Source organism: Parablastomonas sp. CN1-191, from assembly GCF_049354825.1.
Classification (GTDB): Bacteria; Pseudomonadota; Alphaproteobacteria; order Sphingomonadales; family Sphingomonadaceae; genus Novosphingobium.
Map to the genome: position 1 here is coordinate 863,850 of NZ_CP186480.1, position 25,545 is coordinate 889,394.

The 25,545-nt window shown below is 69.2% G+C and carries 26 protein-coding genes, 1 tRNA gene and 1 other RNA gene; 11 read left to right on the forward strand and 17 right to left on the reverse strand.

What is annotated here, in order from left to right; genetic code table 11:
- Positions 1 to 5 precede the first annotated feature (5 nt).
- The 5 genes from tyrS to ACOYW6_RS04350 all read left to right on the forward strand — a co-directional run bounded on the left by tyrS (position 6) and on the right by ACOYW6_RS04350 (position 4,653).
- Complete coding sequence (gene tyrS, locus ACOYW6_RS04330; protein WP_423142586.1) at positions 6 to 1,232, forward strand: tyrosine--tRNA ligase; 1,227 nt, start codon at positions 6 to 8, stop codon at positions 1,230 to 1,232.
- Positions 1,233 to 1,349: 117 nt separating this feature from the next.
- On the forward strand, positions 1,350 to 1,688 hold the full coding sequence (locus ACOYW6_RS04335; RefSeq protein ID WP_423143061.1) for a PilZ domain-containing protein: 339 nt from the start codon (positions 1,350 to 1,352) through the stop codon (positions 1,686 to 1,688).
- 75 nt (positions 1,689 to 1,763) lie between these two features.
- The gene (locus ACOYW6_RS04340) at positions 1,764 to 3,038 is read left to right on the forward strand and encodes an MFS transporter (RefSeq protein WP_423142587.1); all 1,275 of its coding nucleotides are present in this window, start codon (positions 1,764 to 1,766) and stop codon (positions 3,036 to 3,038) included.
- Positions 3,035 to 3,952: a cysteine synthase A gene (cysK, locus tag ACOYW6_RS04345; protein WP_423142588.1), complete on the forward strand. Its 918-nt coding sequence runs from the start codon at positions 3,035 to 3,037 to the stop codon at positions 3,950 to 3,952. Before ACOYW6_RS04340 ends, cysK begins: the two co-directional genes overlap by 4 nt.
- Entirely contained in the window at positions 3,949 to 4,653 is a 705-nt protein-coding gene (locus ACOYW6_RS04350) for a dienelactone hydrolase family protein (RefSeq protein ID WP_423142589.1), read from the forward strand. The genes cysK and ACOYW6_RS04350 overlap by 4 nt, the downstream gene beginning before the upstream one ends.
- Before the next feature lie 4 nt (positions 4,654 to 4,657).
- On the opposite strand, the gene ACOYW6_RS04355 is transcribed toward ACOYW6_RS04350, so the two are convergent.
- The 7 genes from ACOYW6_RS04355 to ACOYW6_RS04385 form a co-directional block, all read right to left on the reverse strand.
- Positions 4,658 to 4,999 carry a YbaB/EbfC family nucleoid-associated protein gene (locus tag ACOYW6_RS04355; RefSeq protein ID WP_423142590.1) on the reverse strand — a complete coding sequence of 114 codons (342 nt, stop codon included), beginning with the start codon at positions 4,997 to 4,999 and terminating at the stop codon, positions 4,658 to 4,660.
- Positions 4,996 to 6,906 carry a DNA polymerase III subunit gamma/tau gene (locus ACOYW6_RS04360; RefSeq protein ID WP_423142591.1) on the reverse strand — a complete coding sequence of 637 codons (1,911 nt, stop codon included), beginning with the start codon at positions 6,904 to 6,906 and terminating at the stop codon, positions 4,996 to 4,998. Before ACOYW6_RS04360 ends, ACOYW6_RS04355 begins: the two co-directional genes overlap by 4 nt.
- A 50-nt stretch (positions 6,907 to 6,956) precedes the next feature.
- Positions 6,957 to 7,051: signal recognition particle sRNA small type (ffs, locus tag ACOYW6_RS04365), an RNA gene on the reverse strand.
- A 230-nt stretch (positions 7,052 to 7,281) separates the two neighbouring features.
- Positions 7,282 to 7,560: an ETC complex I subunit gene (locus tag ACOYW6_RS04370; RefSeq protein ID WP_423142592.1), complete on the reverse strand. Its 279-nt coding sequence runs from the start codon at positions 7,558 to 7,560 to the stop codon at positions 7,282 to 7,284.
- Positions 7,561 to 7,591: 31 nt separating this feature from the next.
- Entirely contained in the window at positions 7,592 to 8,473 is an 882-nt protein-coding gene (locus ACOYW6_RS04375) for a DUF4349 domain-containing protein (RefSeq protein ID WP_423142593.1), read from the reverse strand.
- Positions 8,474 to 8,527: 54 nt separating this feature from the next.
- Positions 8,528 to 10,990 (reverse strand): ATP-dependent helicase HrpB, encoded by a 2,463-nt coding sequence (gene hrpB, locus ACOYW6_RS04380; protein WP_423142594.1) that lies wholly within the window; start codon positions 10,988 to 10,990, stop codon positions 8,528 to 8,530.
- Between the two features lie 37 nt (positions 10,991 to 11,027).
- Complete coding sequence (locus tag ACOYW6_RS04385) at positions 11,028 to 12,044, reverse strand: polyprenyl synthetase family protein (protein ID WP_423142595.1); 1,017 nt, start codon at positions 12,042 to 12,044, stop codon at positions 11,028 to 11,030.
- An 86-nt stretch (positions 12,045 to 12,130) separates the two neighbouring features.
- Here ACOYW6_RS04385 and ACOYW6_RS04390 point away from each other — a divergent pair, with 86 nt between their 5' ends.
- Positions 12,131 to 12,442 carry a chorismate mutase gene (locus tag ACOYW6_RS04390; RefSeq protein WP_423142596.1) on the forward strand — a complete coding sequence of 104 codons (312 nt, stop codon included), beginning with the start codon at positions 12,131 to 12,133 and terminating at the stop codon, positions 12,440 to 12,442.
- A 17-nt stretch (positions 12,443 to 12,459) separates the two neighbouring features.
- Here the strand turns inward: ACOYW6_RS04390 and ACOYW6_RS04395 are convergent, their stop codons facing one another.
- From ACOYW6_RS04395 to ACOYW6_RS04415, 5 genes are all read right to left on the reverse strand, one after another.
- Positions 12,460 to 13,032: a hypothetical protein gene (locus tag ACOYW6_RS04395; RefSeq protein ID WP_423142597.1), complete on the reverse strand. Its 573-nt coding sequence runs from the start codon at positions 13,030 to 13,032 to the stop codon at positions 12,460 to 12,462.
- A gap of 73 nt (positions 13,033 to 13,105) precedes the next feature.
- The gene (locus ACOYW6_RS04400) at positions 13,106 to 14,425 is read right to left on the reverse strand and encodes an ATP-binding protein (RefSeq protein ID WP_423142598.1); all 1,320 of its coding nucleotides are present in this window, start codon (positions 14,423 to 14,425) and stop codon (positions 13,106 to 13,108) included.
- Between the two features lie 106 nt (positions 14,426 to 14,531).
- Positions 14,532 to 15,209, reverse strand: coding sequence for a response regulator transcription factor (locus ACOYW6_RS04405; RefSeq protein WP_423142599.1), 678 nt, complete (start codon positions 15,207 to 15,209; stop codon positions 14,532 to 14,534).
- Positions 15,210 to 15,284: 75 nt separating this feature from the next.
- Positions 15,285 to 15,575: a hypothetical protein gene (locus tag ACOYW6_RS04410; protein ID WP_423142600.1), complete on the reverse strand. Its 291-nt coding sequence runs from the start codon at positions 15,573 to 15,575 to the stop codon at positions 15,285 to 15,287.
- Between the two features lie 61 nt (positions 15,576 to 15,636).
- A complete protein-coding gene (locus tag ACOYW6_RS04415; protein WP_423142601.1) occupies positions 15,637 to 16,479 on the reverse strand; it encodes an aminotransferase class IV in 843 nt (280 codons plus the stop codon).
- A gap of 64 nt (positions 16,480 to 16,543) precedes the next feature.
- Here ACOYW6_RS04415 and ACOYW6_RS04420 point away from each other — a divergent pair, with 64 nt between their 5' ends.
- The gene (locus ACOYW6_RS04420) at positions 16,544 to 18,328 is read left to right on the forward strand and encodes an ABC-F family ATP-binding cassette domain-containing protein (protein ID WP_423142602.1); all 1,785 of its coding nucleotides are present in this window, start codon (positions 16,544 to 16,546) and stop codon (positions 18,326 to 18,328) included.
- Here ACOYW6_RS04420 and ACOYW6_RS04425 read toward each other — a convergent pair.
- Both ACOYW6_RS04425 and ACOYW6_RS04430 read right to left on the reverse strand, forming a co-directional pair.
- Positions 18,325 to 20,127: a DUF885 domain-containing protein gene (locus ACOYW6_RS04425; RefSeq protein WP_423142603.1), complete on the reverse strand. Its 1,803-nt coding sequence runs from the start codon at positions 20,125 to 20,127 to the stop codon at positions 18,325 to 18,327. The genes ACOYW6_RS04420 and ACOYW6_RS04425 overlap by 4 nt on opposite strands.
- 102 nt (positions 20,128 to 20,229) lie before the next feature.
- Positions 20,230 to 20,703: a DUF6456 domain-containing protein gene (locus ACOYW6_RS04430; protein ID WP_423142604.1), complete on the reverse strand. Its 474-nt coding sequence runs from the start codon at positions 20,701 to 20,703 to the stop codon at positions 20,230 to 20,232.
- A gap of 94 nt (positions 20,704 to 20,797) precedes the next feature.
- Between ACOYW6_RS04430 and ACOYW6_RS04435 the strand changes: the two genes are divergently transcribed.
- Entirely contained in the window at positions 20,798 to 21,370 is a 573-nt protein-coding gene (locus tag ACOYW6_RS04435) for a helix-turn-helix domain-containing protein (protein WP_423142605.1), read from the forward strand.
- Between the two features lie 12 nt (positions 21,371 to 21,382).
- On the opposite strand, the gene secF is transcribed toward ACOYW6_RS04435, so the two are convergent.
- Genes secF through yajC form a run of 3 tightly spaced genes read right to left on the reverse strand, consistent with a single transcriptional unit; the run spans position 21,383 to position 24,327 of the window.
- On the reverse strand, positions 21,383 to 22,360 hold the full coding sequence (gene secF, locus ACOYW6_RS04440; RefSeq protein ID WP_423142606.1) for a protein translocase subunit SecF: 978 nt from the start codon (positions 22,358 to 22,360) through the stop codon (positions 21,383 to 21,385).
- 13 nt (positions 22,361 to 22,373) lie between these two features.
- Positions 22,374 to 23,978, reverse strand: a complete 1,605-nt coding sequence (gene secD, locus ACOYW6_RS04445) for a protein translocase subunit SecD (protein WP_423142607.1) — start codon at positions 23,976 to 23,978, stop codon at positions 22,374 to 22,376.
- Positions 23,979 to 23,994: 16 nt separating this feature from the next.
- Positions 23,995 to 24,327: a preprotein translocase subunit YajC gene (gene yajC, locus ACOYW6_RS04450; RefSeq protein ID WP_423142608.1), complete on the reverse strand. Its 333-nt coding sequence runs from the start codon at positions 24,325 to 24,327 to the stop codon at positions 23,995 to 23,997.
- Positions 24,328 to 24,513: 186 nt separating this feature from the next.
- Here yajC and ACOYW6_RS04455 point away from each other — a divergent pair.
- The 3 genes from ACOYW6_RS04455 to ACOYW6_RS04465 all read left to right on the forward strand — a co-directional run bounded on the left by ACOYW6_RS04455 (position 24,514) and on the right by ACOYW6_RS04465 (position 25,516).
- Positions 24,514 to 24,590, forward strand: a tRNA-Pro gene (locus tag ACOYW6_RS04455).
- A 142-nt stretch (positions 24,591 to 24,732) separates the two neighbouring features.
- Positions 24,733 to 25,143 (forward strand): holin family protein, encoded by a 411-nt coding sequence (locus ACOYW6_RS04460; RefSeq protein WP_423142609.1) that lies wholly within the window; start codon positions 24,733 to 24,735, stop codon positions 25,141 to 25,143.
- A 43-nt stretch (positions 25,144 to 25,186) separates the two neighbouring features.
- Positions 25,187 to 25,516: a hypothetical protein gene (locus ACOYW6_RS04465; RefSeq protein WP_423142610.1), complete on the forward strand. Its 330-nt coding sequence runs from the start codon at positions 25,187 to 25,189 to the stop codon at positions 25,514 to 25,516.
- The last annotated feature ends 29 nt before the right edge of the window (positions 25,517 to 25,545 follow it).

A 25,545-nucleotide genomic window follows, 5' to 3' on the forward strand; every position in this document is an offset into this window, starting at 1 on the left:
CCGCCATGAGCCCATACCAGTCCGATCTCCTGCGCCTGCTCGACGAGCGGGGCTACATCCACCAGCTGACCGATGCCGGCGGCCTCGACGCACTGGCGTCGAAGGGTATCGTCCCGGGCTATATCGGCTTTGATGCCACCGCGCCATCGCTCCATGTCGGCAGCCTGGTGCAGATCATGATGCTGCGCCGCCTGCAGCAGGCCGGGCACAAGCCGATCGTGGTGATGGGCGGGGGAACGACCAAGATCGGAGACCCATCGGGCAAGGACGAAAGCCGCAGGATGCTGACGGCGGACGGGATCGCTGCCAACATCGCCTCGATCCGAACGATCTTCGAACGCCTGCTGACCTTCGGCGACGGACCGACCGACGCGGTGATCGTCGATAACGAGGAATGGCTGGGCCAGCTCGGCTATATCGAATTGCTGCGCGACGTCGGACCGCACTTCACCATCAACCGGATGCTGACCTTCGATTCGGTCAAGCTGCGGCTCGAGCGCGAGCAGCCCCTCACCTTCCTCGAATTCAACTACATGATCCTGCAGGCCTACGATTTCCGCGAACTGGCGCTGCGGCGCGGGTGCCGGCTGCAGATGGGCGGCAGCGACCAGTGGGGCAACATCGTCAACGGGATCGAGCTGGGCCGCCGCAAGGACGGGCTCGAGCTGTTCGGGCTGACGACGCCGCTGCTGACCACCGCGGACGGCGCCAAGATGGGCAAGACCGCCGCTGGTGCCGTCTGGCTGAACGAGGACGCGCTGCCCAGCTACGACTTCTGGCAGTACTGGCGAAATGCCGACGATCGCGACGTCGGCCGGTTCCTGCGCCTGTTCACCGATCTGCCGCTTGACGAGATCGCCCGGCTGGAGGCGCTTCAGGGCGGCGAGATCAACGATGCCAAGATCGCGCTGGCCAACGCGGTGACCGCGCTGTGCCGCGGCGATGCCGCCGCGACGAGCGCCGCGGCGACCGCGCAGGCAACCTTCGCAGGCGGAGGCGTGGGCGAGGACCTGCCGGTCTGCGTGCTGCCGGCCGCGGGTATGCCGCTGATCGACGCGCTGATCGGCCTGGGGTTCGCGGCCAGCCGGGGCGAGGCCAAGCGCCTGATCGCCGGCGGCGGCGCGCGCATCGACGGCGAGGCCGTGAAGGACGAAGGTGCGCATGTGCCCGGCGGTACCGAGCGGCGCATTTCCTCGGGCAAGAAGAAGCACGGGGTGCTTCGCCCCGCGTAATCGAAAGGCGCGGCGAACTGCCGACTTATCCCCAATCCTGGCCCGCGGGTTTACCTTATTTTTGCCTTTGCCGCCGATACCGAGCCCGAGGTCGCAAGCCGAACGGGGTAAGGAACGATTATGAGCGGAGCGCAACTGGCCGTCACCGAGATGCGGCGCGCCACCCGGCACCCGGTCGCCCACAAGGTGATCGGTGAGCATCGCACGCTGGGCGACGTTCACTTCAACATCGTCAATATTTCGGCGCACGGCTTCATGGTCGAGGGCCAGCCGTCGTTCGCGCGGGGCGAGCGCGTGACCATCCGCCTGCCCGTGATCGGCCGGATCGAGGCGCACCTGATCTGGCTCACCGAGGATCGCGGCGGCTTTCAGTTCGAGCGGATCATCCGCCTCGACGACTTCATGAAGATGATCGACACGATCCAGCCCAACCCGCGCCTGCGCGCCTCGCGCTAACGCCAAAACGCAAACTTTAGCGGCGCCAAGCCAGCCCGCCTTGGCAAGCGGCGACGGCGCTGCCATGCGAGTGGCGTGAGCGACGTCCGTCATCCCCTCGCCATTCCGCCCTTCCGCGCCTACGTGCTGTCGCGGTTCCTGGCCACCATCGCGATGACCGCGCAGGCGATCATCATCGGCTGGCAGGTCTACGGCCTGGCGCGCGAGACGCGGTCCATCAACGAAGCGGCGCTGGTGCTCGGCCTGATCGGCCTGGTCCAGTTCGTGCCGCTGTTCCTGCTGACGCCGGTCGTCGGCCTGGTCGCCGACAGCTACGACCGGCGGTGGATCGTGCGTGCCACCACCGCGCTGCTGGTCGCCAACGCGGCGCTGCTGGGGCTGCTGACCTACTGGGGCATGCTGACGCTGCCGTTCCTGTTCGGTGCGGCGGTGATCGTCGGCATCTGCCGCGCCTTTTCCGGCCCCGCCTATTCGGCGCTGGCGCCCAACCTGGTGCCGCGCGAAGCGCTGCCGACGGCGATCGCGTTCAGCTCGGTCGCCTGGCAGACCGGCTCGATCGCGGGCCCCAGCGTGGGCGGTCTGCTGTACGCGATCCATCCGGACGTTGCCTATATCGCCATTTCGGCGATGCTCTCGCTGGCGCTGGCGACGATCTTCCTGATCCCCAAAGTGCCGCAGCCACCGGCGCAGACATCGCGCCACCCGCTTCAGCGCATCACGGACGGATTCGCCTACATCCGCCGCAACCGGCTGGTGCAATCGGCCATCACGCTCGACCTGTTCGCGGTGCTGCTGGCGGGATCGACCGCGCTGCTGCCGATCTACGCGCGCGACATCCTCCACGTCGGGTCCAGCGGCCTGGGCATCCTGGCGGCCAGCATGGGGATCGGCGCCTCGGCCACCGCGGCGCTGTTCTCGGTCCGGCCGATGCGCAAGGACGTCGGCACCAAGATGCTGGCCGCGGTCGGCGTCTTCGGCGCGGCGATCCTGGTGTTCGGGCTGTCGCGCAATTTCTGGCTCAGCGTCGGCGCGCTGATGGTGGCGGGCAGCGCCGACATGATCTCGGTCTACGTCCGCTCGTCGCTGATCCAGCTGCACACCCCCGACGAGATGCGCGGACGCGTCAGCGCCGTCAGCCAGTTGACCATCTCCGCCTCGAACGAACTGGGCGAGGCCGAGTCCGGACTGCTCGCCTCCCTGCTGGGACCTGTCGGCGCGGTCGTCGTCGGCGCGCTGGGCGCGGTCGGGATCACTTTGCTGTGGTCGCGCCTTTACCCTGAACTGCGGGCAGCGCGCACGTTCGATCCGCCCGAAGACATCAAGACCACGTCACTGGAGGCCGTTTCATGAAAGCCGAAAGCATCCTTGCCACCATCGGCAACACCCCGCACGTGCGCCTGTCGCGCCTGTTCCCCGATCACGAGGTCTGGGTGAAGAACGAGCGAGCCAACCCCGGCGGTTCGATCAAGGACCGCATCGGCGTGGCCATGATCGAAGCCGCAGAAGCCGACGGCAGCCTGAAGCCCGGCGGCACCATCATCGAGCCGACCAGCGGCAATACCGGCATCGGCCTGGCCATGGCGGCCGCGGTCAAGGGCTACAAGCTGGTCCTGGTCATGCCCGAATCGATGTCGCTGGAACGGCGGCGGCTGATGCTGGCCTACGGCGCCAGCTTCGACCTGACCCCGCGCGAGCTGGGCATGAAGGGCGCGATGGTCCGCGCCGCCGAACTGGTCGCGCAGACCGAGGGGGCGTGGATGCCCCAGCAGTTCGACAATCCCGCCAATATCGCGATTCACGCCCGCACGACCGCGCAGGAAATCCTGGCCGACTTTGCCGACACCCCGATCGACGTGCTGATCACCGGGGTCGGCACCGGCGGCCACCTGACGGGCTGCGCCGAGACGCTGAAGCGGACCTGGCCGGGGCTCAAGGCCTATGCGGTCGAGCCGACCCTGTCCGCCGTGATCTCGGGCGGGCAGCCCGGCCCGCACCCCATCCAGGGCCTCGCGGCCGGGTTCATCCCGACCAACCTGCACACCCAGTCGATCGACGGCGCCATCCAGGTCGAGGCCGAGGCTGCCAAGGACATGGCGCGGCGCTGCGCGCGCGAGGAAGGCATCCTGGTCGGCATCAGCTCGGGCGCGACGCTGGCCGCGATCGCGCAGAAGCTTCCCGACCTGGCGCCCGGGTCGCGCGTGCTGGGATTCAATTACGACACTGGTGAGCGCTACTTGTCGGTTCCGGACTTCCTGCCCGAATGAGCGCGTTCGAAACGGTCGCCTACGCCGATGCCGGCACCGCGCTGACGGGCCGCCTGGCGCGGCCCGCCGGTGATCCCCGCGCCGCCGTGGTCGTTTATCCCAGCGTGCACGGCCAGACCGGCCACAGCGATGAACGCCTGCGCCGCCTGGCCGCCGCCGGCTACCTGGCGATGAGCGCCGACTACTACGGCGATCTTCCGGACGAGCCCGGCGCGGTCGCCGCCGCGGGACAAGCCCTGCGCAGCGACACCGAACGGTTGCGGGCGCGGATCCTGGCGGCTTTGGCCGCGCTGCGCGCGCGTCCCGAAGCGGCCGGCCTGCCGCTGGGGGCGATCGGGTTCTGCCAGGGCGGATTGTCCGTGCTGGAACTGGCGCGCATGAACGCCGGGCTGGCGGCGGTGGCCAGTTTCCACGGCCTCCTGCACACCCAGCGCCCGGCTACCGCGGCGATCACCGCGCGCATCCTGGTCTGCCATGGCGATGCCGACCCGATGGTGCCGCGCGAAGCGGTGCTGGCGTTCTGGCAGGAAATGGATGCCGCCGGCGCCGACTGGCATTTCCATTCCTATGCCGGCGTCCTGCACGGCTTCACCGACCCGGCCAGCGACACGCGCGGCATGGCCGCGGTCGGTTACGACGCCAGCGCCGACCGGCAATCGTGGGCGGCGCTGGAATCGTTCTTCGCGGAAGTGTTCGGCTAGGGCCTCAGCCCAGCCCGGGGATCTTGAAGCCCGGCGGCAGGCCAAGCCCGCCCTGGACCCGGGCCATCTCCTCGTTGCTGACCTGGTCGGCCTTGGCGCGCGCATCGTTGAAGGCGGCGGCGATCAGGTCCTCTGCCATCTGCTTTTCGGACGCCTGCATCAGGCTGTCGTCCAGGGTGACCGCGATCACCCGGCCCTTGGCCGTGCAACGGATCGTCACCAGCCCGCCGCCGGCCTTGCCCTCGACCTCGATCGCATCGAGCTTGCCCTGCGTCTCGGTCATCTGCTTCTGGATGGTCTCGGCCGCCTGCTGGGCCGCCTTGATCATCTCTTCCATCGATTTCATCGTCTGCTCCAGTTGCGTTCGTTGTCGCGAAGGGCTTGGGGTTCGGCGCTCTCGTCGACGATCTCGGCGCCGGGAAAGGCGGCAAATGCCGCTTCGACCAGCGGGTTGCGAAGCAGCGCCGCGCGTTCTTCCGCCTTTGCCGCGTCCGCGGCTTCGCGCAGCGTCGGCGCGGCCTCGCCCTCGCCCCGACGCACCTCCCAGCGTTCGCCGGTGGCGCGCAGCAGCGCGTCGCGGATCTCCGCCCCGGGATCGCCGGCATAGCCGGGCGCGACCGCGTAAAGCAGGTGCGTTGGCGCCAGTTCGATCACGCGCACCCAGTCGCGCATGATCTGCGCCACGCGCAGTTGGCCCGACTGGTCGACCGTGTCGATAACGCCGCTCCAGTCGAGCGCGGCGGACGGCGCCGCCACCGGCTCGGCAGCGTCCGCGCGCGGGGCGGCGGGCGCCGACGCGGCAAGCTCTTCCATCTTGCGCGCAAGCTGGCCGGGATCGGGCAAATCGGCCGCGAACATCGTCCGCAGCAAGGCCATGCGCGCCGCCGCGAGCGGATCGGGGGCGGCGCGAACCTCGTCGTGGCCCTTCAGCAGCAATTGCCACAGCCGGTGCAGCTGACCGGGCGACAGCGCCCGGGCCCATTCCTCGATCGCGGCGCGCTCCTCGGCGCTGATGGCATCGGCACCGCTCTGGCCCACTTGCGCAACCGTGACGCGGTGCACCAGGTCGAGCACGGCGCGCAGCATCGCCGGCGGCTCGACGCCAAGCGCGAATTGCTGGTCGACCAGCGCCAGCAGCCCCGCCCCGTCCCCCGCCAGCAGCGCGGCCAGCAGGCGCCGCTGGGCGCTGCGGTCGGCAAGGCCGAGCATGTCGCGCACGGCGTCGGCCCTGACGGCGCCGCCGCCGTCAAGATCGGCGTGGGCGATCGCCTGGTCTAGGATCGACAGCCCGTCGCGGACCGATCCTTCGGCCGCGGTCGCCACCATCGCCAGCGCCTCGTCCTCGGCATCGACGGCTTCGGCGGCGCAGATGCCCGCGAAGTGTTCGGCCAGCATGGGCGCGGGAATGCGACGCAGGTCGAAGCGCTGGCAGCGGCTCAGCACGGTCACCGGCAGCTTTTCGACTTCCGTCGTCGCGAATAGGAACTTCACATGCGCAGGCGGTTCCTCAAGTGTCTTGAGCAAGGCATTGAAAGCATTGCGCGACAGCATGTGGACTTCGTCGATGATGTAGATCTTGTAGCGGGCGCTGACGGCGGCATAGCGAACCGCCTCGATGATCTCGCGCACGTCGTCGACGCCGGTATGGCTGGCGGCGTCCATCTCGATCACGTCGATGTGGCGCCCTTCGGCGATGGCGACGCAGGGTTCGCACACCCCGCAGGGATCGATCGTCGGCCCGCCGGTGCCGTCGGGGCCGATGCAATTGAGCGCCTTGGCGATCAGCCGCGCGGTGCTGGTCTTGCCGACCCCGCGCACGCCGGTCATCAGGAAGGCGTGCGCCAGCCGGTCGCGCTTGATCGCGTTGCCAAGCGTCTGGACCATCGCGTCCTGCCCGATCAGCGCGGCAAACGTCTGCGGCCGGTACTTGCGCGCCAGCACGCGATACGGCTGGGCCGCCTGGGCGGGAATGGCCTGTGCCGGGGCGGCCTGTGCCGGGGCGGACTGTGCCGGGGCGGACTGTGCCGGGGTGGCCTGTGCCGGGGCGGCCTGTGCCGGGGCGGCCTGTGTTGCCGCCTCCCGGGCTGGCGCAGGCTGCGTTGCCCCCTCCTCCGGTGCCGGGGCGGGCGGCGGTGGCGGCGGCGCGCCGAACAGCGCCGACTGGCCGGCCGCCTCCAGCTCGGCCGCGGTGGGCGTTTGCGGAGCGGCGCCGGCCGGCTCGTCGTTACCGAAGATGTCGGGTGAATCGCCCATCGTCGCAGCCTAGCAAAGTTGTGCGCGGGCCGGGCAACTAAAAGCAGGGGAAAAAAGGAGCCGGGCGACCCGCCGCAACCCGTTGTGGCTGCTTCCTTCCGGACCTGACCAGGTTGGCGGACGCAAGCGTCCGCCCGACTCCCGCGGCGCATATGGCGCGGCCCGGTCGGCAACGCAAGGCCTGCAAATTTCCCCCGCCCTGTCGCGTTTCGGCAAGCGGGCCCGGCGATTCGCGCCTATCGCAAGGCCATCCACCCCGGTGGACGACCCTTCATAACGAGGGGGAGGGGCGGGTACCGTAAACGATCCTCAGCGCGACCCGGGATCGTCCGGTACCCGTTCCCCGGTCGGCACTGCGCGGCGCAGTTCCCGAAATCAGCGGAAATTGTCGGCGTAGGCCTGTAGCTTCAGCCGGCGCGGCGGCGTCGCATGGACGGTCGCGGCGATGCCGTGGCGCTCGGCATAGGCGACTGCTTCCTCGCGCGTGGCGAACCGGATCGTGACCTGCTGCGCCATGTCGCCCGAGCCGGCCCAGCCCATCAGCGGATCGGGATGCTTGGCCTCTGCCGGGACGAAGTCGAGCAGCCACTGGTCGGTCAGCGCGCGGCCGGACTGCATGGCGTTCTTCGGGCGTTGGTAGATGCGTGCGCTCATGGCCGCCGCGCTACCCGAATCGCGTCATGAATCAAGCCCCGCCCGGCGCGTCCGTGTCAGGCCGGGCCTCCGTGGGCCCGCGCTCCACCGGCCACAGGCGGCCCACGACCCAGCGCCCGCCGAGAACGACTGCGAGCGCCATAGCCGCCCACGGCAGCAGCGTGATGACGATCAACAGGATCGCTGCGAGCCCGCCGACGACGTTGTCCCAGCCATCGTCAATGGCTGCAAGGAACGGCCCCCGGTCAAGCGGCGGACTGACCGGGCCGCTTGTGTAATGCAGGGACAGCGGAATCGCGGCGAGGCTGGCGGCGGCATCCGCCTTTTGCCCACCAAGCTCCTCCTGGCGGCCCTCGGCCTCTTCGATCATCGCCTGCACCGACTGCCGTTCCGCCGGCGTCGTGGCCGCGGCGAGGCGCGCAGCCAGCGCGCGGCGATCGCGCTCCGCGTCGCGGCTGCCGGCATCGGCGGCGGTTGTCGCGATGCGGGTGTCGGTGCTGTCGATGGTCGCGTCGGTCAACATGCCGCCGCGGCGGGTCGCGGTGTCGATCGCGCCGCGGCCAAAGGCGCGCGCGTCGGCAGGCGCAAGCCGCAAGTCGAGTGTCGCGGCCACGCTGCGGTCGCCGATCACGCTGAAGGTCATGCCCCAGATCCGGCATCGCGCCGGCCCCAAGCCCTCGCAAGCACGGGCGTGCTCTTCCTGCAAGCCAGCAACCTCACTGGCCGGAATCCGGACCGAATATTGATAGGTTACCGCGATCCCGTCCCCGCCCGTCACGCCGATCCGCGATCCGTCGGCCTTGCGATCGGCAGCCGCGGGAGGTTTGGTGGAGCCTTCATCGGACGACTTGGAGCACCCGGCCAGCACGAGCGCGGCAAGAACCGGAACCAGCAGTCGTGTTTGGATCGCCATCGAACACCCCTTGTCAATCGAATCAGTAGAGATTCGCGCGTTTGCCGCCGCCCGTCAATCCGGACGGCCATTGCCCCGCTCGAACGCGTTGCGGGTCTTCAGGCTGGGGGCTTCGTTCCAGGGTTCGTCGGGCCAGCGATGCTTGGGGTAGCGGCCCTTCATCTCCTTGCGCACGTCATGCCAGGAACCGCGCCAGAAGCCCGGCAGGTCGAGCGTCGTCTGGATCGGGCGGCCACCCGGCGAGGTCAGCAGCAGGCGCAGCGGGCACGGCGGCGTGCCGAAGGTGGGATGGCTGTCGAGCCCGAACAGCGCCTGGACCCGCACCTCGGCGCTGGGGCCGCCGGGATCGTCATAGGCGATCGCGTGGTGCGAGCCGGCAGGCGAAACGAATTCCGCCGGCGCCAGCCGGTCGAGCGTCTTGCGTTCGTCCCAGCTCAGCCGTGCCAGCAAGGCATCATGCAGCCGGCGAGGATCGAGATCGCGCAGCGACACGGTATCGGCGGCCAGCAACGGCCCGAGCCAATCCCCCGCCGCGGCGACCAGGCCGTCCGCGGACAGCGCCGCGAGACCGGCCTGGGCCGCGCGCCGCAGCAGCGCTTCGCTCCCCCGCGAAAGCGGCAACGCGGCCAGGCCGACCCGCTGCAGGTGGCTGAAAAGCGCTTCGTCGATCGCTGCGCGGTCGGACGGCAGTTCGTAGCCGCGCGCAACCACGATGGCGCCGATCCGCCGTTCGCGGACCGGTTCGGCGCGTTCGCCGTCAGGCAGCCAGCGCACCCGCCGGCTCGTGGCGATCCGGTGTGGCAGGAACCGCGTGATGTCGGCATGGGCGAGCGGCCAGGCCGAGGTTATCCGCGCCCCTTTTGCCTCGCCCTGGGCGTCGGCGATCACCAGCCATTCGCTGCTCGCCAGCGGCGATGCCGGGTCGAGGCGAAAACCGCGCCCGCCTGCCGACAGCCAGTGCTCGCCCGCAGCATCGCGGCGCCGGGCGATACGATCGGGATAACCCTCGGCAAGGATGGCGGCCAGCGGCACCCGGTCCTGGCGCGGATCGGGCGGAGCCAGCTTTTCCGCCCGCCGCGCCCATCCCGCCGCAAGCGCGCGCGCCGCCTTCGCGCGGGCCGAAGGATCGCGCCGAAACCGGTCGAGCCGTGCGCCCAGGTCGTCCCCCTTCCCGCCCAGCGCGCGCTCCTGCATCAGCAAGGCCAGTTCCGCTGCCGCGCCCGCCTCCCCCCGGCGCGCGGCATAGAGCAGCATGTGCGCGGAGGCCGGATCGAGCGGCAGCGCCGCCATCGCGCGGCCATGCGCAGTGATCCGCCCCGCCCCGTCGAGCGCGCCGAGTGCCGCCAGCTGCGCGCGCGCGGCGCCAAGCGCGGCGGCGGGCGGCGGATCGAGCCAGGCCAGCGACGCGGGGTCCTCGCTGCCCCACTGCGCCAGGGTCAGCGCCAGCGGCGCCAGGTCGGAGACGAGAATTTCAGGCGGCTCGTAAGCGGGCCGGCCGGCGTGCCCGCCCTCTTCCCACATCCGGTAGGCGGTGCCGGGGCCCTGCCGCGCGGCGCGCCCAGCGCGCTGGGTCGCGCTGGAGCGACTGGCGCGGTGCGTCACCAGCCGCGTCACGCCCGCGGCGACGTCGAACTCGGCCCGCCGCGACAACCCGGCGTCGACGACGATGCGCACCCCGTCGAGCGTCAGCGAGGTCTCGGCGATGTTGGTCGCCAGCACGATCCGGCGCCGGCCCTCGGGATCGCGGCGGATCGCCGCGCGCTGGGCGGCAGGCTCGACCTGGCCGTGCAGCGGCAGGATCGGCGTGCCCGGCAATCGCGCCGCCAGCAGGTCGGCGGTGCGGGCGATGTCGCCCACCCCCGGCAGGAAGACCAGGATGTCGCCCTCGCCCTCGCGCCAGGCCGTCAGCACCGCGCCGGCCGTCGCATCGGGCAGGCGCAGGTCGGGGCGGGCGCCGAGCCAGCGGATCTCGAGCGGGTGGGCGCGCCCCTCGCTTTCGATGACCGGGGCATCGCCGAGCAGCGCGGCAAAGCGCGCGCCGTCCAGCGTGGCGGACATCGCGACCAGCCGCAGGTCCTCGCGCAGGACCGCCGCGCTCTCTATCGCCAGCGCCAGCCCCAGGTCGCTGTCGAGGTGGCGTTCGTGAACCTCGTCGAACAGGACCGCGCTGACGCCGGCAAGGTCCGGGTCGGCCAGGATGCGCGAGACGAAGATGGCCTCGGTCATCACGGTCACGCGCTTGCCCGGCCGACTGTCCAGGCGGGTCGCATAGCCGATCGTCTGCCCGGCCCGCTCGCCGCACAGTTCGGCCATGCGCTCGGCCGCGGCGCGCGCGGCAACCCGGCGCGGGGACAGGACAAGCACTTCGCCCTGGCACCACGGTTCCGCGATCAGCGCCGGCGCCACCGCGGTCGTCTTGCCCGCGCCGGGCGGCGCCACCAGCACCGCGCGGCTGCCATCGCGCAGCGCAGCGCGCAGCGCCGGCAGGACCTGGTGGATGGGAAGATCGCCGCTCATGCCGGCGGGGATACCGCCGCGGCGGCCGCGCGAACAGTCAGAAGCGGCGCGAAACCGCGAACTCGGCCGCTTCCGCCATCGCGGCATGGGCGGCCGAGGCGGGGAAGCCGGCGATCGCGTCTATCGCGCGGCTGGCGAAGTGGCGCGCCCGCTCACGCGTGGCGTCGACCGCGCCGTGGGAGGCGATCAGGGCGGTGGCATGGTCGAGATCGGCGTCGCTGCTCTTGTGCCCGGCAATCGCCTCGCGCCAGAAGGCGCGCTCGCTCTCGCTACCGCGCGCGTAGGCCAGGATCACCGGCAGCGTCATCTTGCCGTCGCGGAAGTCGTCGCCGCGGCCCTTGCCCATTTCCGAGGCATCGGAATCGTAATCGATGGCATCGTCGACAAGCTGGAACGCGATGCCCAGGTTGCGGCCATAAGCATCCAGTGCGCGCTCGTCCGCCTCGCCCCGCTCGGCAACGACGGCGGCTATGCGGGTGGCGGCCGCGAACAGGGCCGCGGTCTTGGCGCCGATGATGGAGAGATAGCGCTCCTCGCTGGTCTCCACCTGGCGCGCGGCGGTCAGCTGGTCGACCTCGCCCTCGGCGATCACGGCACTGGCATTGGACAGAATCTTGAGGACCTTCAGGCTGCCGTCCTCGACCATCAGCTCGAACGCGCGGCTGAACAGGAAATCGCCGACCAGCACCGTGGCCGGGTTGCCGAAGACGATGTTCGCGGTCGCCTTGCCGCGGCGAAGGTCGCTGCCGTCGACGACGTCGTCGTGCAGCAGGGTAGCGGTGTGGATGAATTCGACCGCCGCAGCCAGGCGGTGGTGCCGCGCGCCCTGGTAGCCGAGCAGCTCGGCACCCGCCAGCGTCAGCATCGGCCGCATCCGCTTGCCGCCGCCGGCGATCAGGTGGCCGGCCAGCGCCGGGATCAGCGGGATCTCGCTTTGCATCCGGTCGAGGATGACGGCGTTGACCCGGTTCATCGCGTTCGCGGTCAGCGCCAGCATCGGCGCCAGCGAAGGGCCGGTTTCACGCGGGCGCAGCGGTACGATATCGGCGGTCATGCGGCGGCCTTGCGGGGCGCGGGCGCGCTTGGCAAGTGCAAAGCGGGCGATGGCGTTTGCGCCGCGTGCATGCTAGCGGCGCAGCCATGGCAGACAGCGTTTCCCAGCCTGCGCCCACGGCCGACCCGGTCCTCGCCGGGTTTCGTTCCAGCATCGACAATATCGACGCCGCGCTGATCCATATCCTGGCGGAGCGGTTCCGGATCACCAAGGCGGTCGGCGCCTACAAGGCGGACAAGGCCCTGCCCCCGTCCGACCCCGCGCGCGAGGAGCGTCAGATCGCGCGCCTGCGCGCGCTGGCGGTCGAAGCCAACCTCGACCCGGAATTTTCGGAAAAATTCATCCGCTTCGTCATCGACGAAGTCATCCGCCACCACCGGCAGGCCCGGACGCCCTAGGCGCCCGGGCCCGGGGATCAGTCGCGGTCGCGGCGGTTGCCGCGCGAATGGTCGCCGTCGCGGTTCTGGCCGCGTTCACGCCCCTGCCAGCGTCCGCCGCCGTCGTTCGAACGCGTGCTTTCGGTGCGGGCAGGTTCGCTGCGCGGCTGCGCCGACTGGCTGCGCTGCCAGCCGCCGTTGTTGTTGCCGTCGCTGTGCTGCCAGCGCGGGTCCGGCCGTGCCTGCTGCTGCTGGCCGCGATAACCGCCGCCATTCCAGGTGCCGCGGCGATCGCCGTCATGGTCGCGGTCGCGGTCGCCGCGATAGCCGCTCCAGTTGTCCTGCGCGCCCGCGCGGCGGCGCGCTTCCCAGTAGCGGCGCTGCGAATCCGACCAGCGCGAGCGCGCGCCCGACCGATCGTAGATGTAATACCCGGTGCCCGGATAATAGTAGTCGTCGTACCAGCCGTAATACGGGTCGTCATAATAGCCGCCGCCATAGCCGGTGCTGGCATAGACGCCGCCGTAGCCAAGGCTGCCATACGTGGAACAACCGGCCAGAGCGGAACCGGCGGCGGCGAGTAGCACGACCGTGCGAATCGGTCCGGCCATAGGGTTTCTCCTGAAAAGTGACTTGTCTTTCAGGACCTTGCCTGCTGCGCATTGAACCCGGCCTGAATGTTCATCATCCGTTCGGGGCGCGCGGCAGCCGCAACTTGACCAGCAGCCCGCCCAGGTCTTCGCTTTCCGCCAGCGTGACCGTGCCGCCGTAAATCGCCACCACGTCGCGCACGATCGCCAGGCCCAGGCCGGTTCCGGGCTTGTCGGTATCGAGGCGGGCGCCGCGCGCGAAGATCTGTTCGCGCAAGTCCTCCGGGATGCCGGCCCCGTCATCCTCGACCCACACTTCGCACCAGGTGCTGGCGGGGTCGGCATCGATGGTCACGAAGACGCTGCCGCCGCCGTACTTGGCGGCATTCTCGATCACGTTGCCGAGCACTTCGTCGAGGTCCTGCCGTTCCAGCGCGACTTCGGCCTCGCGCTTGCCGTCGAGGTCGAAGCGGGTGCCCTCGTACAGCACGGTCATCGCGCGCAGCACCGCTTCCACGCTCTCGCCCACTTGCGCGCGCGCCAGCCCGCCGGCGCGGCGCCCCACGGCGCGGGCGCGGGCCAGGTGGTGATCGACCTGCCGCCGCATCACGCCCGCCTCGCGGATCACCGTTTCCGACAAGTCGGGCGAACGCGCGGTGGCGGCGTTCATCACCACCGTCAGCGGGGTCTTGAGCGCGTGGGCCAGGTTGCCGGCGTGCATGCGCGCTTCCTCGGCCTGGGTTTCCGAGTGCGCGAGCAGCAGGTTGAGCTCCTCGACCAGCGGCTCGACCTCGAGCGGGAGCGGCTCGGTAACCCGGTTGGTGCCGGTGCTGCGCATCCGCTGGATCGCCAGCCGCACGCGGCGCAGCGGGCCCAGCCCGTACCACGTCTGCAGCGCCGCCATCGCCAGCAGCCCGGCGCCAAGCGCCACGAAGGACCAGAACAGGATCGAGCGGATGCGGCGGATCTGCTGGTCGAGCTGGGCGCGGCTTTCCGCCACGGTGAACCACCAGGTCGTCTCGCTGCCGGGCAGGATGATGGAGCGTTCCATCACCCGCAGAGGCTCGCCCGAAAATTCCGAACTGTCGAAGGTGTGCGGCTCGGCATCGAAGTGGTCGCTGCGGACCTTGAGGCTGCGATCCCATAGCGACCGCGACGGGAAATCCTCGTGCCCCTTGCCGCTGATCTGCCAGTACAGCCCGCTGTTGGGCTCGAGAAAGCGCTGGTCGCCAAGCGGGCGGTTGAAGAACACCTCGCCATCCGGGCCGACTTCGGCCGATCCGATCATCGCGGTCAGCATGTAGCCAAGCTGATCGTCGAAATTGCGCGTGACCAGGCCCGTCAGCGTGCGGTCCAGCGCGATGCCGCCGCCCAGCAGCAGGACCAGGATCCAGCCCGCCGCGATCAGCATCATGCGCCGCGACAGCGACCCGGTGTGGCGCGTGATTCCAGCCCCCGCCGCCGGACCGGCCGGGGCTGGCACGCCTGCCGTCACCCCTGGCGGGGCGACAGGCGGCGCGTCACCCGCGGCCCGGGCCGGCGGGATCGTCGAGGCTGTAGCCGAGGCCACGGATGGTGGTGATCACGTCGGCACCCAGCTTCTTGCGGATGCGGGTGACGAAAACCTCGATCGTGTTGGAATCGCGGTCAAAATCCTGGTCGTAGATATGCTCGATCAGTTCGGTGCGGCTGACGACCTTGCCCTTGTGGTGCAGCAGGTAGGACAGCAGCTTGTATTCCTGCGCGGTCAGCTTGACCGGCTCGCCCTTCAGGGTGACGCGGCCCGAACGCGTGTCCAGCCGCACGTCGCCGGCGGTAAGCTCGCTGCTGGTGTTGCCCGAGGCACGGCGGATCAGCGCGCGCAGGCGGGCGATCAGCTCCTCGGTCTGGAACGGCTTGGCCAGGTAATCGTCGGCGCCGGCATCCAGCCCGGCGACCTTGTCGGACCAGCTGTCGCGCGCGGTCAGCACCAGGACGGGAAACTTGCGCCCCTCCTTGCGCCACATGCCCAGCACCGTCAGCCCGTCGATCTCCGGCAGGCCAAGGTCGAGCACGACCGCGTCATAGTCTTCCGAAGCGCCGAGATAGTGGCCATCCTCGCCATCGGTGGACAGGTCGACCGCATAGCCGTTCCCTTCCAGCGTCGATTTGAGCTGCTGGCCCAAGGTCGGTTCATCCTCGACGATCAGGATACGCATGGTCTGCCCCAGTCCTCTCTATGCGCCCGGAAATGGGGCCTGTGCCCAAAAGCGTCAAGCGAGGCGCCTGTTCCTTCAACGTTCGCGAATGACCTGGCCGGAGCGGGCATCGACGTCTACGAACGTCACGCGGCCATCGCGGATGAATTTCAGCCGGTACGCCATCGCGGCGGGATCGTATTCGGGTCCCAGGTACTGCATGCCCTGCTTGGTCGGCAGGACGCGCTGCTCGACTTCGCGCGGGGACAACACCCGGCCCGCGCGCACTTCGCGGCGCAGTTCGTTCTGCGCGTCGCCGGGGGCGGCGAACGTCGGCGCGGCTGGCAACAGGGCCAGCAGGGCGATCGGGGCAAGCCAGGTTTTCATGACCGGCAGCCGCTACGCCGGCGGCATTGAATGACCCGTGAATGGCGCCGCCGCACCGCGTTCAGCTGGCGCAAAGCTGGTCGATGTAGCGGCGGCGCAGCTCGGCCGTGACCGGGCCGGGCGCACCATTGCCGACCGGCTTGCCGTCGATCTCGACCACCGGCAGGACCAGCGAACCGGCGCCGCTGATCAATGCCTCGCGCGCCTCGCCCGCCTCGGCAACGCTGAAGGGGCGTTCCTCGACGGCAAGGTTCATCGTGCGCGCGATCGCCAGCAGGCACAGCCGCGTCACGCCCGGAAGCACGCCGTGATCGACCGGGTGCGAGACGAGCACGCCGCGCGAATCGATGATGTGGGCGTTGGCGCTGGTCGCCTCGGTGACCGCGTCGCCGTCGACGAACCAGGCATCGTCGACCCCGGCCTCGCGCGCGGCTTCCTTGGCCAGCACGGCGTAAAGCAGCTGCGTCGTCTTGGTGCCGCGCAGCGCCCAGCGGCCCTCGGGATAAAGGATCACCCTGAGGCCCCTTTCAGCGCGCGGGTCGTCCAGGATCGAAGCCGCCTGGGTATAGGCGATGGTGGTCGGGGCCACGCCGCCGGCGGGCGAGAGGAAATCGCGGTCGGCCGGCGCGCCGCCCGTGACCTGGAGGTACACGCGGCCCTCCTCGAGGCCGTTGCGGGCGATCAGTTCGGCGATGACCGCGGGCCAGTCGGTATCGTCGGCGATCCGCGCGGTCGCCTTCGATCGGGCCAGCCGTTCCCCGTGGTGGGTCCAGTTGCGCGCCTTGCCCGCCACCACCGGCGAAACCTCGTAGACCCCCTGTCCGAACGTGAAACCGCGATCGAAGACCGATATCCGCGCCTCGTCCTCGGGAACGAAGGCGCCGTTGAGATAGACCGTGCGCATCGCCGTCCCATCTCGCGCGCCCTCGTGCTTGTCAACGCGGGTGCGCGCGGCCTAGGGCGCGGCGATGGCCGCCGCACCCGTTCTCAGCCTCGAAGATGTCTCGCTCCATCATGGTTCGGGGTGGCTCTTCCAGGGTCTCGACCTCCATGTCGGCCCGCGTGACAAGCTGGCGCTGATCGGCCGCAACGGTGCCGGCAAGACCACCCTGCTCAAGATGGTCACCGGCGCGATCGAGGCCGACAAGGGCAAGCGATCGGTCCAGCCCGGCACGCGCATCGTCAGCCTTGAACAGGACCCGTTCTTCACCGGCTACGACACCCTGATGGATTTCGCGCTGTCGGGTCCGGATGCGCCCCCCCGGCACGAGGTTGAATCGATTGCAGACCAACTTGGCATCGACTTGTCGCGGACTGCGGACAGCGCCAGCGGCGGTGAGCGGCGCCGCGCCGCGATCGCTCGCGCGCTGGCGAGCGAGCCCGACCTGCTGCTGCTGGACGAGCCGACCAACCACCTCGACCTCGCCGCGATCGACTGGCTGGAAGGCTGGCTGGGCCGCTACCAGGGCGCGTTCATCGCCATCAGCCACGACCGCACCTTTCTCGACCGGCTGACCAAGGCGACGCTGTGGCTCGACCGCGGCGCGCTGCGGCGCAAGGACATCGGGTTCGGCGGATACGAGGCCTGGATGGAACAGGTCTATGCCGAGGAAGCGCGCGCTGCCGACAAGCTCGACGCCAAGCTCAAGATCGAGGCGCACTGGCTGGAGCGCGGCGTTACCGCGCGGCGCAAGCGTAACCAGGGCCGCCTCGAAAAGCTGTGGGAGATGCGCGCCCAGCGCGCCGCGATGCTGAGCCCGCAGGGCACCGCCAAGCTCAAGGTCGGCTCGGACGACAGCAAGACCAAGTCGGTAATCGTGGCCGACCACGTCAACAAGGCGTTTGCCGGGCGCCCGATCATCAAGGACTTCTCGCTCCGCATCCAGCGCGGCGACCGCATCGGCGTGGTCGGCGCCAATGGTTCCGGCAAGACCACGCTGCTCAAGCTGCTGACCGGCGAGCTGGCGCCGGACAGCGGCTCGGTAACCCTGGCAAAGACGCTCAACGGCGTGATGATCGACCAGCAACGCAGCCTGCTGAGCGCCGACAAGCGAGTCCGCGACGTGCTGGCCGAGGGCGGCGACTGGATCGACGTGCGCGGGGTTCGCAAGCATATCCAGGGCTACCTGAAAGACTTCCTGTTCGACCCCGGCCTGGTCGAAGCCCGCGTCGGCACGCTGTCCGGCGGGGAGCAGTCGCGCCTGCTGCTGGCCCGGGAATTCGCGCGGCTGTCGAACCTGCTGGTCCTGGATGAGCCAACCAACGACCTCGACCTCGAGACGCTCGACCTGCTTCAGGAAGTCATCGCCGATTACGACGGAACCGTCCTGATCGTCAGCCACGACCGTGACTTCCTCGACCGCACGGTAACGATCACGCTCGGGCTCGACGGCTCGGGCAAGGTCGACGTCGTTGCCGGCGGGTATGCCGACTGGGAAAAGCAGCGCCAGGGCCGCGTGGCCCCGGTCCGCGCCGCAAGGCCGGCGGCCGAAGCGCCGTCAACGCCGCCGCCGCCCGCCAGGAAGGCCAAGCTGACCTACAAGGACCAGCGCGACTACGAGCTGTTGCCCGCGCGCATCGCCGCGATCGACGCCGCAATCGCCCGCGACGAAGCCGCCCTGGCCGATCCCGACCTCTACGGGCGCGATCCGGCCCGGTTCGCGGCGCTGACAGCCGCACTGGAAACCGCGCGCGCGGAAAAGGACGCGGCCGAGGAGCGCTGGCTGGCGCTTGCCGAGGAAGTCGAGGGCTAGGCCACCCGCATCCGCTCGGCGATGCGTTCGTCGACGCGTTTGTCCAACTGCGACAGCGGCATCACCCCTTCGCGCAGGATGTCGTGGAACCACGGCAGGCTGAACTTCGCCCCCAGCGCCTTTTCGGCCTTGGCGCGCTGGGCGACCCAGGCGGTGTGGCCGATCTTGTACGAGCAAGCCTGGCCGATCTGCGTGCAGTACCGCTCGACTTCACGCTGGCTGCGCGGACGTGCGAAGCCGGTGGTCGCAACCATGTAGTCGGTCGCCTTCTCGCGGCTCCACTTGTAATGATGGATGCCTGTATCGACCACCAGGCGGGCGGCTCGGAACAGGAACGACTGCAAATAGCCGGCCCGCTCGATCCCCGAATAGGCGCCAAGCTCGTCGGCCAGTTGCTCGGCATAGAGCGCCCAGCCCTCGCCGTAGGACGAGATGAACGCGTTCTTGAGCAGCAAAGGCAGGTCGCCACCCGCGCTAGAATAGCTGAACTGCAAGTGGTGGCCCGGAACGCCCTCGTGATAGGTCAGCGACGGCAGCGTGTACTTCGGCCAATCGCCGACATCCTTGAGGTTGATCCAGTAGATCGCCGGCCGCGACCCATCGAGCGGCGCCGGATTGTAGTACCCGTTCGAGGCACCGTCCTGGATGTCGGTCGGCACGGCGCGGATTTCCAGCGGCAGGCGGGGCACGCTGGCAAAGGCTTGCGGCAAGCGATCGTACATCGCCCGGATGCCGGCGTTGAGCGACGTGATCATGTCGCGCCGGCCGGCGGCCGTATCGGGGTAAAGCTGATCGCTGCGATGGTTGAGCTGGGTCAGCCGATCACCGACCGAACCGCTGGTGAGCCCGGCTTCGCGCAGAATCGAATCGAGCCGCGCCGTTATGTCGGCGACCTGGTCGAGCCCGGTCTGGTGGACCTGTTCGGGCGTCATGTCGGTGGTGGTCGCCTGGCGCAGGGCCGCGGCGTAGATCCCTTCCCCGCGCGGCAGGCGCCAGGCTCCGTCGCCGGCGGGCGTCGTGCGGCGCAGGGCGCGGACCAGCGCCATCTGCCGGTCGAGCGCCGGCAGGACGCGGCGCGTAACGATCGCGCTGGCGCGCGCTGCCCAGTTGCCGGGAATGCCCTTGGCCGCGGCGCGGTCCGCCAATGAACGGACAAGGCCGCTCTGGCCGACCGGCGCGTCGCGCAGCTTCGCCATTTGCCCAAGCGTCAGGTCGAGCGACCAGGCGGGCGCGACAATCCCACGCGCCGCCATCGCGCGCTGAACCGCGGTGTCCTGGTCGAGCACGGTGGCGAAACCGTCGAGCCGGGACAAGTAGGCCTCGGCATCGGCCTTGTTCTCGATCGGGTGCTGCGAATTGAGAAAATCGGGAACCGAAAAGTACGCCCCGCCCTGCTGGAACAGGCGATAAGGCCGCTGCACCGAATCGAGGGCGAAATCGCGCGGAGCGATGACCCGCTGTTCGACCAGGTACTTCGCCAGGGTCAACTCGCGGCGTTCCTGCGCCGTCAGGCGGTTGGCATCGAACCGGCTCAGCACCGCCAGCCAGTGCTGGTTGCGGGCCAGGTTCGCGTTGCGCTCCGCCAGCGTGCGCGACTGCAGGCGGTAGCGCAGACCCGCGAGCTTGCCCTTGTCCAGACCGGTTCCGGTCGCGTCCTCGGGATCGTGAGCGATATCGTCGGCGGCGATCGCGTCGAGCGTAGCGCGCAGGCTGGACGCTGGCGCAGTCGCCGCGCGCAGCGGCGCTGCCAGTGCAAGCGAAGCGGCGCCGGTGCCGGCGATAAAATCCCGTCGAAGCATGATTGCGAACCCCTTGATCTTCAATACGCGCCGATGCTGCCGCATCGCGCGGCGCGGAGCCAGACCCTTCGACCAAGCGCACACCGCAATCGACCGGCGACGTCAGGGCACGCGGTAATATCCGGCCAGACGATCAAGCGCGATGCGAAGGACCAGCTTGCCGCTGCGCGTCGGCCAGGCGAGCGCGCGCTCTGCCGCCGGCACGCTTTCGCCGGCGCAGACGACGCGCCAGATAATATCGGACAGCCCCGGTCCAGCGGACCCAAGCGCCGCGTCGAACCGGCGGCGCGCGGCGACCTGCCGCTCGCCGGGGTTGAGGCCGCGACCGCCGCCGGAGCCGGGACTACGCACCACGTCCCAGCGCATGGTGATGCCAGCTGCGACCTGCGCGGCCTCGTAATCGCGGCGCAGCAGTTCGCCCGCCGCAAGCTGGCGATCATCCAGGTGCCCGCGCGCGTGAAGCCAGGTGAGCGGCGATTCGCCCAGGTTCACGGTGACCGAGCGCCGGCCCGGGGCGGCGGGTCTCCGCGCCGGGCCCGCAGGCGTGAGTTCGCGTTCCACCAGGTGACGGGGCATCGGGTTTCTCCTTGCAGCGGGGCGCGCTTGCCAAAGCGCGGTGGTTGTAGGAAAGGACAAACTCACCAGATCGGTTAACGAAAGGCTCGGCACCGTGATCAACCGCATCCGCGACATTCGCCGCGAAAAGGGATTCACGTTGGCCGATGTCGGCGCGCGCTGCACTCCCCCCACCACAGCGCAGACGATCGGGCGGCTGGAAACGGGGATGCGCAACTTGTCGCTGACGTGGATGAACCGCATCGCGGCCGCGCTGGACGTCGTCCCCGAGCTCCTCGTGCGGGGCCAGGATGCGCCGGTGCCCGAACTGATCGCGCGGTTCGCCGACAACGGTGCAGAGGCACTGCCCGCGCCGCGCGATGCGCTGCTGCCGACGACGCTGGGCGGGTCGGGAACGCTGGTGGCGATGGCGGTGGAGGTTGGCGCCGGCGATTACCGCGCGGGCGACCAGGTCTGGCTGCGCCAGCACGGCGCCGAGGATTTTGCCCGGCTCCTCAACCGCGATGTCCTGGCACCGCGCAGCGGCGGACGCTTTGCGTTCGGGCGCCTGATCGACCGCCACGAAAACCGCGTCGCGCTATTGCCGCCGGGCGCTGGCCAGCGACAAGTGGTGATCGATAACCCGGCATGGTTGGCGGCGGCCGAGATGCTCGTCCGCCGCCTTTGACCGAACGGCCGCCTAGCCGCGTTCGCGGGCCAGCCGGTCCTGCCGTTCGATCGCGGTTTCGGTCGGCACGAAGCTGGTCGCGGTGACCTTGAGCCAGATCAGGATCGGCGCCGCCATGTAGATCGAGCTGTACGTGCCGACGAAAATGCCGAACAGGATCGCCAGCGTGAAGCCGAAGATCACCGGCGGGCCCAGCAGGACCAGCGCGGTCAGTGTGATCAGCATCGACAGCGACGTCGCGATCGTGCGGTGCAAGGTCTCGTTGACCGAGAGATCGAGCAGTTCGGGCAGCGGCATGCGCCGGTATTTCTTCAGGTTTTCGCGAATCCGGTCGTAAACCACGATCGTGTCGTTGAGCGAATAGCCGATCAGCGTCAGCAGCGCGGCGACGATATTCAGATCGAATTCGAGCTGGGTCAGCGCGAACAGGCCCAATGTCAGCGTCACGTCGTGGACGAGGCTGAACAGCGCTCCGACGCCGAATTGCCATTCGAAGCGGAACCAGATGTACGCCGCTACCGCCAGGCTGGCGAAACCGAGCGCCTGGAACGCGGTCCAGCCAAGCTCCTTCGAAACCTTGCCCGAGACCGAATCGACGCCGTCGATACGCGCGTCGGCATGGTTGGCCTTGATGTCGGCGGTAATCCGCTTGGCCATCGCGTCGGCGGCGCCGGCGTCATGACCCGAACCCTCGGGCAGCTTCATCCGGATGGAGATCTCGTTCGCCTTGCCGAACTGCTGGACGATCGGCTCGCCGTAGCCTAGCCGCTCGACCTCCGTGCGCAGCGCCGCGATGGGGGCGACCGACGACTGCGTGAATGTCACCCGGATCATCTGGCCGCCGCGGAAGTCGACGCCCATATTGAGGCCCTTGGTGGCGATCAGCGCGATGCTGGCCGCCATCAGCAGCAGGCTGACTACGTAGAACGGCACCCGCCAGCGCAGGAAGCGGATGTTAGTGTTGTCGGGAACGAGCTTGAGAAGTTTCATCGGTCCGCGCCCTTCAGGCCAGGATTTCGGTGGGCCGCTTCTTGCGCAGCCAGTCGGCGACCCACATCCGGGTCAGGGTCACGGCGGTGAACACCGAGGTGATGATGCCGATCCCTAGCACGACCGCAAAGCCCTTGATCGGGCCGGTCCCGAACAGGAACATCAGCAGCGCCGCGATGACGTTCGTGATGTTGGCATCGAAGATGGCGCGGCTGGCCTCCTTGTAGCCGACCTCGACCGCCTGGACGACGCGCCGCCCGCGGTGGCGCTCCTCGCGGATACGCTCGTTGATGAGAACGTTGGCATCCACGGCGGCGCCGATGGTCAGCACGAAGCCGGCGATGCCCGGAAGCGTCAGCGTCGTGTTGGCGATCGCCATCACGCCCAGGATCATCATCACGTTGAAGACCAGCGCGACGCAGGCGAACACGCCCAGCAGCCCATACATCGCGACGATGAAAGCGACGAGCGCGGCGGTGCCGACGACCATCGCGATCATGCCCTTCTTGATCGAATCGGCGCCGAGATCGGGGCCGACCGAACGTTCTTCGACGACCTTAAGGTCAACCGGCAGCGCACCCGAACGCAGCGAAATCGCCAGCTGGTTCGCGGAGGCGACGGTAAAACCGCCATTGATCTGGGCGCTGCCGCCCAGGATCGGCTCGTTGATGTTGGGCGCCGAAAGCACCTTGCCGTCGAGGATGATGGCGAAAGGCTTGTTGACGTTCTCGCTGGTCAGCTTGGCGAACTTGGCACCGCCGGCCTGGTCGAACTGGATCGAGACAACCGGTTCGTTCGTGCGCTGGTCGAAGCTTTGGGTCGCGTTGGTCAGCTGGTCGCCCTTGATCCCGCCCAGTCGCTTCACGGCCAGGCCGCCGGCACCGTACTTGGCAGGGTCGGCATAAGGAACGATCTCGCTGCCGGGAGGTGCAATGCCCTGCGCGACGTCGGACGGCGCCGCGGTCAGGTCGACCATCTTGAACTCGAGCTTGGCGGTCTTGCCGAGCAGGTCCTTGAGCGCTTGCGGATCCTTGAGCCCAGGCACCTGCACGACGATGCGCTGGGCGCCCTGGCGGATGATGGTCGGTTCGCGCGTGCCGAGCGCGTCGATACGCTTGCGCACGACCTCGGTAGCGGTGTCCATCGCCTGGTCGACCGACTGGGTGATCCCTTCTTCGGTCGGGGTCAGGACGATGCGGTTGCCGTCGAGGATCTGGAAATCCCAGTTCCGCGCGCCCGTCATGCCCGCGCCGGTGGTGAGCGGCATGATCGCTTCGCGAGCCTGGTCGACGCGCGAAGGATCGGCAACGATGAAACTGACGCGCCCGTCGGCGGTCGAAATATCGCCGATGCGCAGGTCAGGCTGGTTCTGGCGCAGGCGCTGGCGGATGTCCTCCTCCATGCCGTCGAGCCGCTGGCGGCGTACCTGCGAGGCGTCAGCCTCGAGCAGGATGTGGCTGCCACCGGCCAGGTCGAGGCCCAGGTTGATCATCGGGTGCGGCAGCGCCGCCGGCCAGCGCAGCGGCGTCAGCGAGAAGATCGACGGCAGCGCCGCGGCCGCGAAAACAAGCGTGACGGCCCAGAGCCAGATCCGCTTCCAGCGAGGAAAGTCGAGCATCGATTAACGCCCGCGCTCAGTCGTTGGCCGCGCCGGCGGGCGGCACGACATCGGCAAGGGTCGACTTGAGCGCGCGCACGCGCACGCTGGGCGCCAGTTCAAGCTCGGCATAGACGTCCTCGACCTTCGTCACCTTGGCGACGAGGCCGCCTGCGGTCAGGACCTGGTCGCCCTTCTTGATGCCGGCGATCTTGGTCTGCTGTTCCTTCTGCCGCTTCATCTGCGGGCGCAGGACCAGGAACCAGAACACGCCGAACAGCGCAAACCAGGGCAGGATCGTGACCCAGATGGGCGGTTCGGCAGGGGCGGCCGTCGCGGCGGCGGCCAGCAGATCAAGAGTAACGGTCATGAGACGATCGTTCGCTTTCGCAAGAATGGACTGCGGCGGGTCGACCGATCCCGCGAACGGGGCGGTCCGCCGCCGGACGGCGCGCGACTAGCAGTTCAGCCCAGGCATGGCAACGCGCCCGCCGGGCGGCCTGCAGCGCGGCGCTTGCCAAGGCGCGGCACCGAACCTATAGGGCCGCGCTCCGGTCGGGACGTAGCGCAGCCTGGTAGCGCATCACACTGGGGGTGTGGGGGTCGGAGGTTCGAATCCTCTCGTCCCGACCAATTTCGCAAAAAGCGCCAACGCCTGCGGAAGGCTGTGTGCCTGCGATCCCCGCGACGGCGCGTTCCGTCGCTGCAGAATCCATTTTCCTACATCGCCGCAAGTGTTTACCTGGCGCGCTCCCTTTTCCCCGGAGCTTCCGCCATGCCCATCTTCGACGCGATCATCGGCCCGCTGTCCTCGATCATCGACAAGGTCATCCCCGACAAGGCCGCGCGCGACAAGGCCAAGTTGCAGCTACTTGACCTGCAAGGAACGCAGGAACTCGAAACGCTGAAAGTCCAGCTTTCGGGCATCGTCGCCGAAGCGTCGAGCAACGACCCCTGGACGAGCCGGGCCCGCCCCTCGTTCCTCTACGTGATGTACGTGATGATCTTGTGGTCGCTGCCGATGGGCCTGATTTCCGCGATCCGTCCCGAAGCCGCCAAGTCGATCGCCTTCGGCATCGCGGCTTATCTCAACGGCCTTCCCGAACCGCTCTACGCGCTCTTCGGCACCGGTTACCTGGGCTATACGGTCGCGCGCCAATGGGGAAAGAACAAGGGCGTCGAATAGGCTGGAAGGCTTGTGGTAACCATTAGGCGCTAGGTGCGGGGGCATGGACCGAACCCTGCCCCCCACCGTTTCCGCCGTCATGGCCACCCGGCTGGCCCTGGCCGTCGCCGTGCTGCTGCCGCTGGCGGCGTGCGGCGGCCGCGATGTCGATACCGCCGAAAAGCTTGCACGCGCTGAAGCGGCAGCGCAGCGCGCCGAACATGCCGCCGACCGGGCGGAAAAGGCCGCCAGCAACGCCCAGTCCTCCGCGGTCGTCGAAGCGGACGACAATAGCGCCGCCGAATCGCCGGCGGATCCCGCTCCGCAAGACCAGGCGCCGGACGACCGGCCACAGCAGGACGACCAGCAGGACGCCTCCGCCAACAACGCCTGAGCGCCGCAGACCCAGCCGACCGGGCAAAA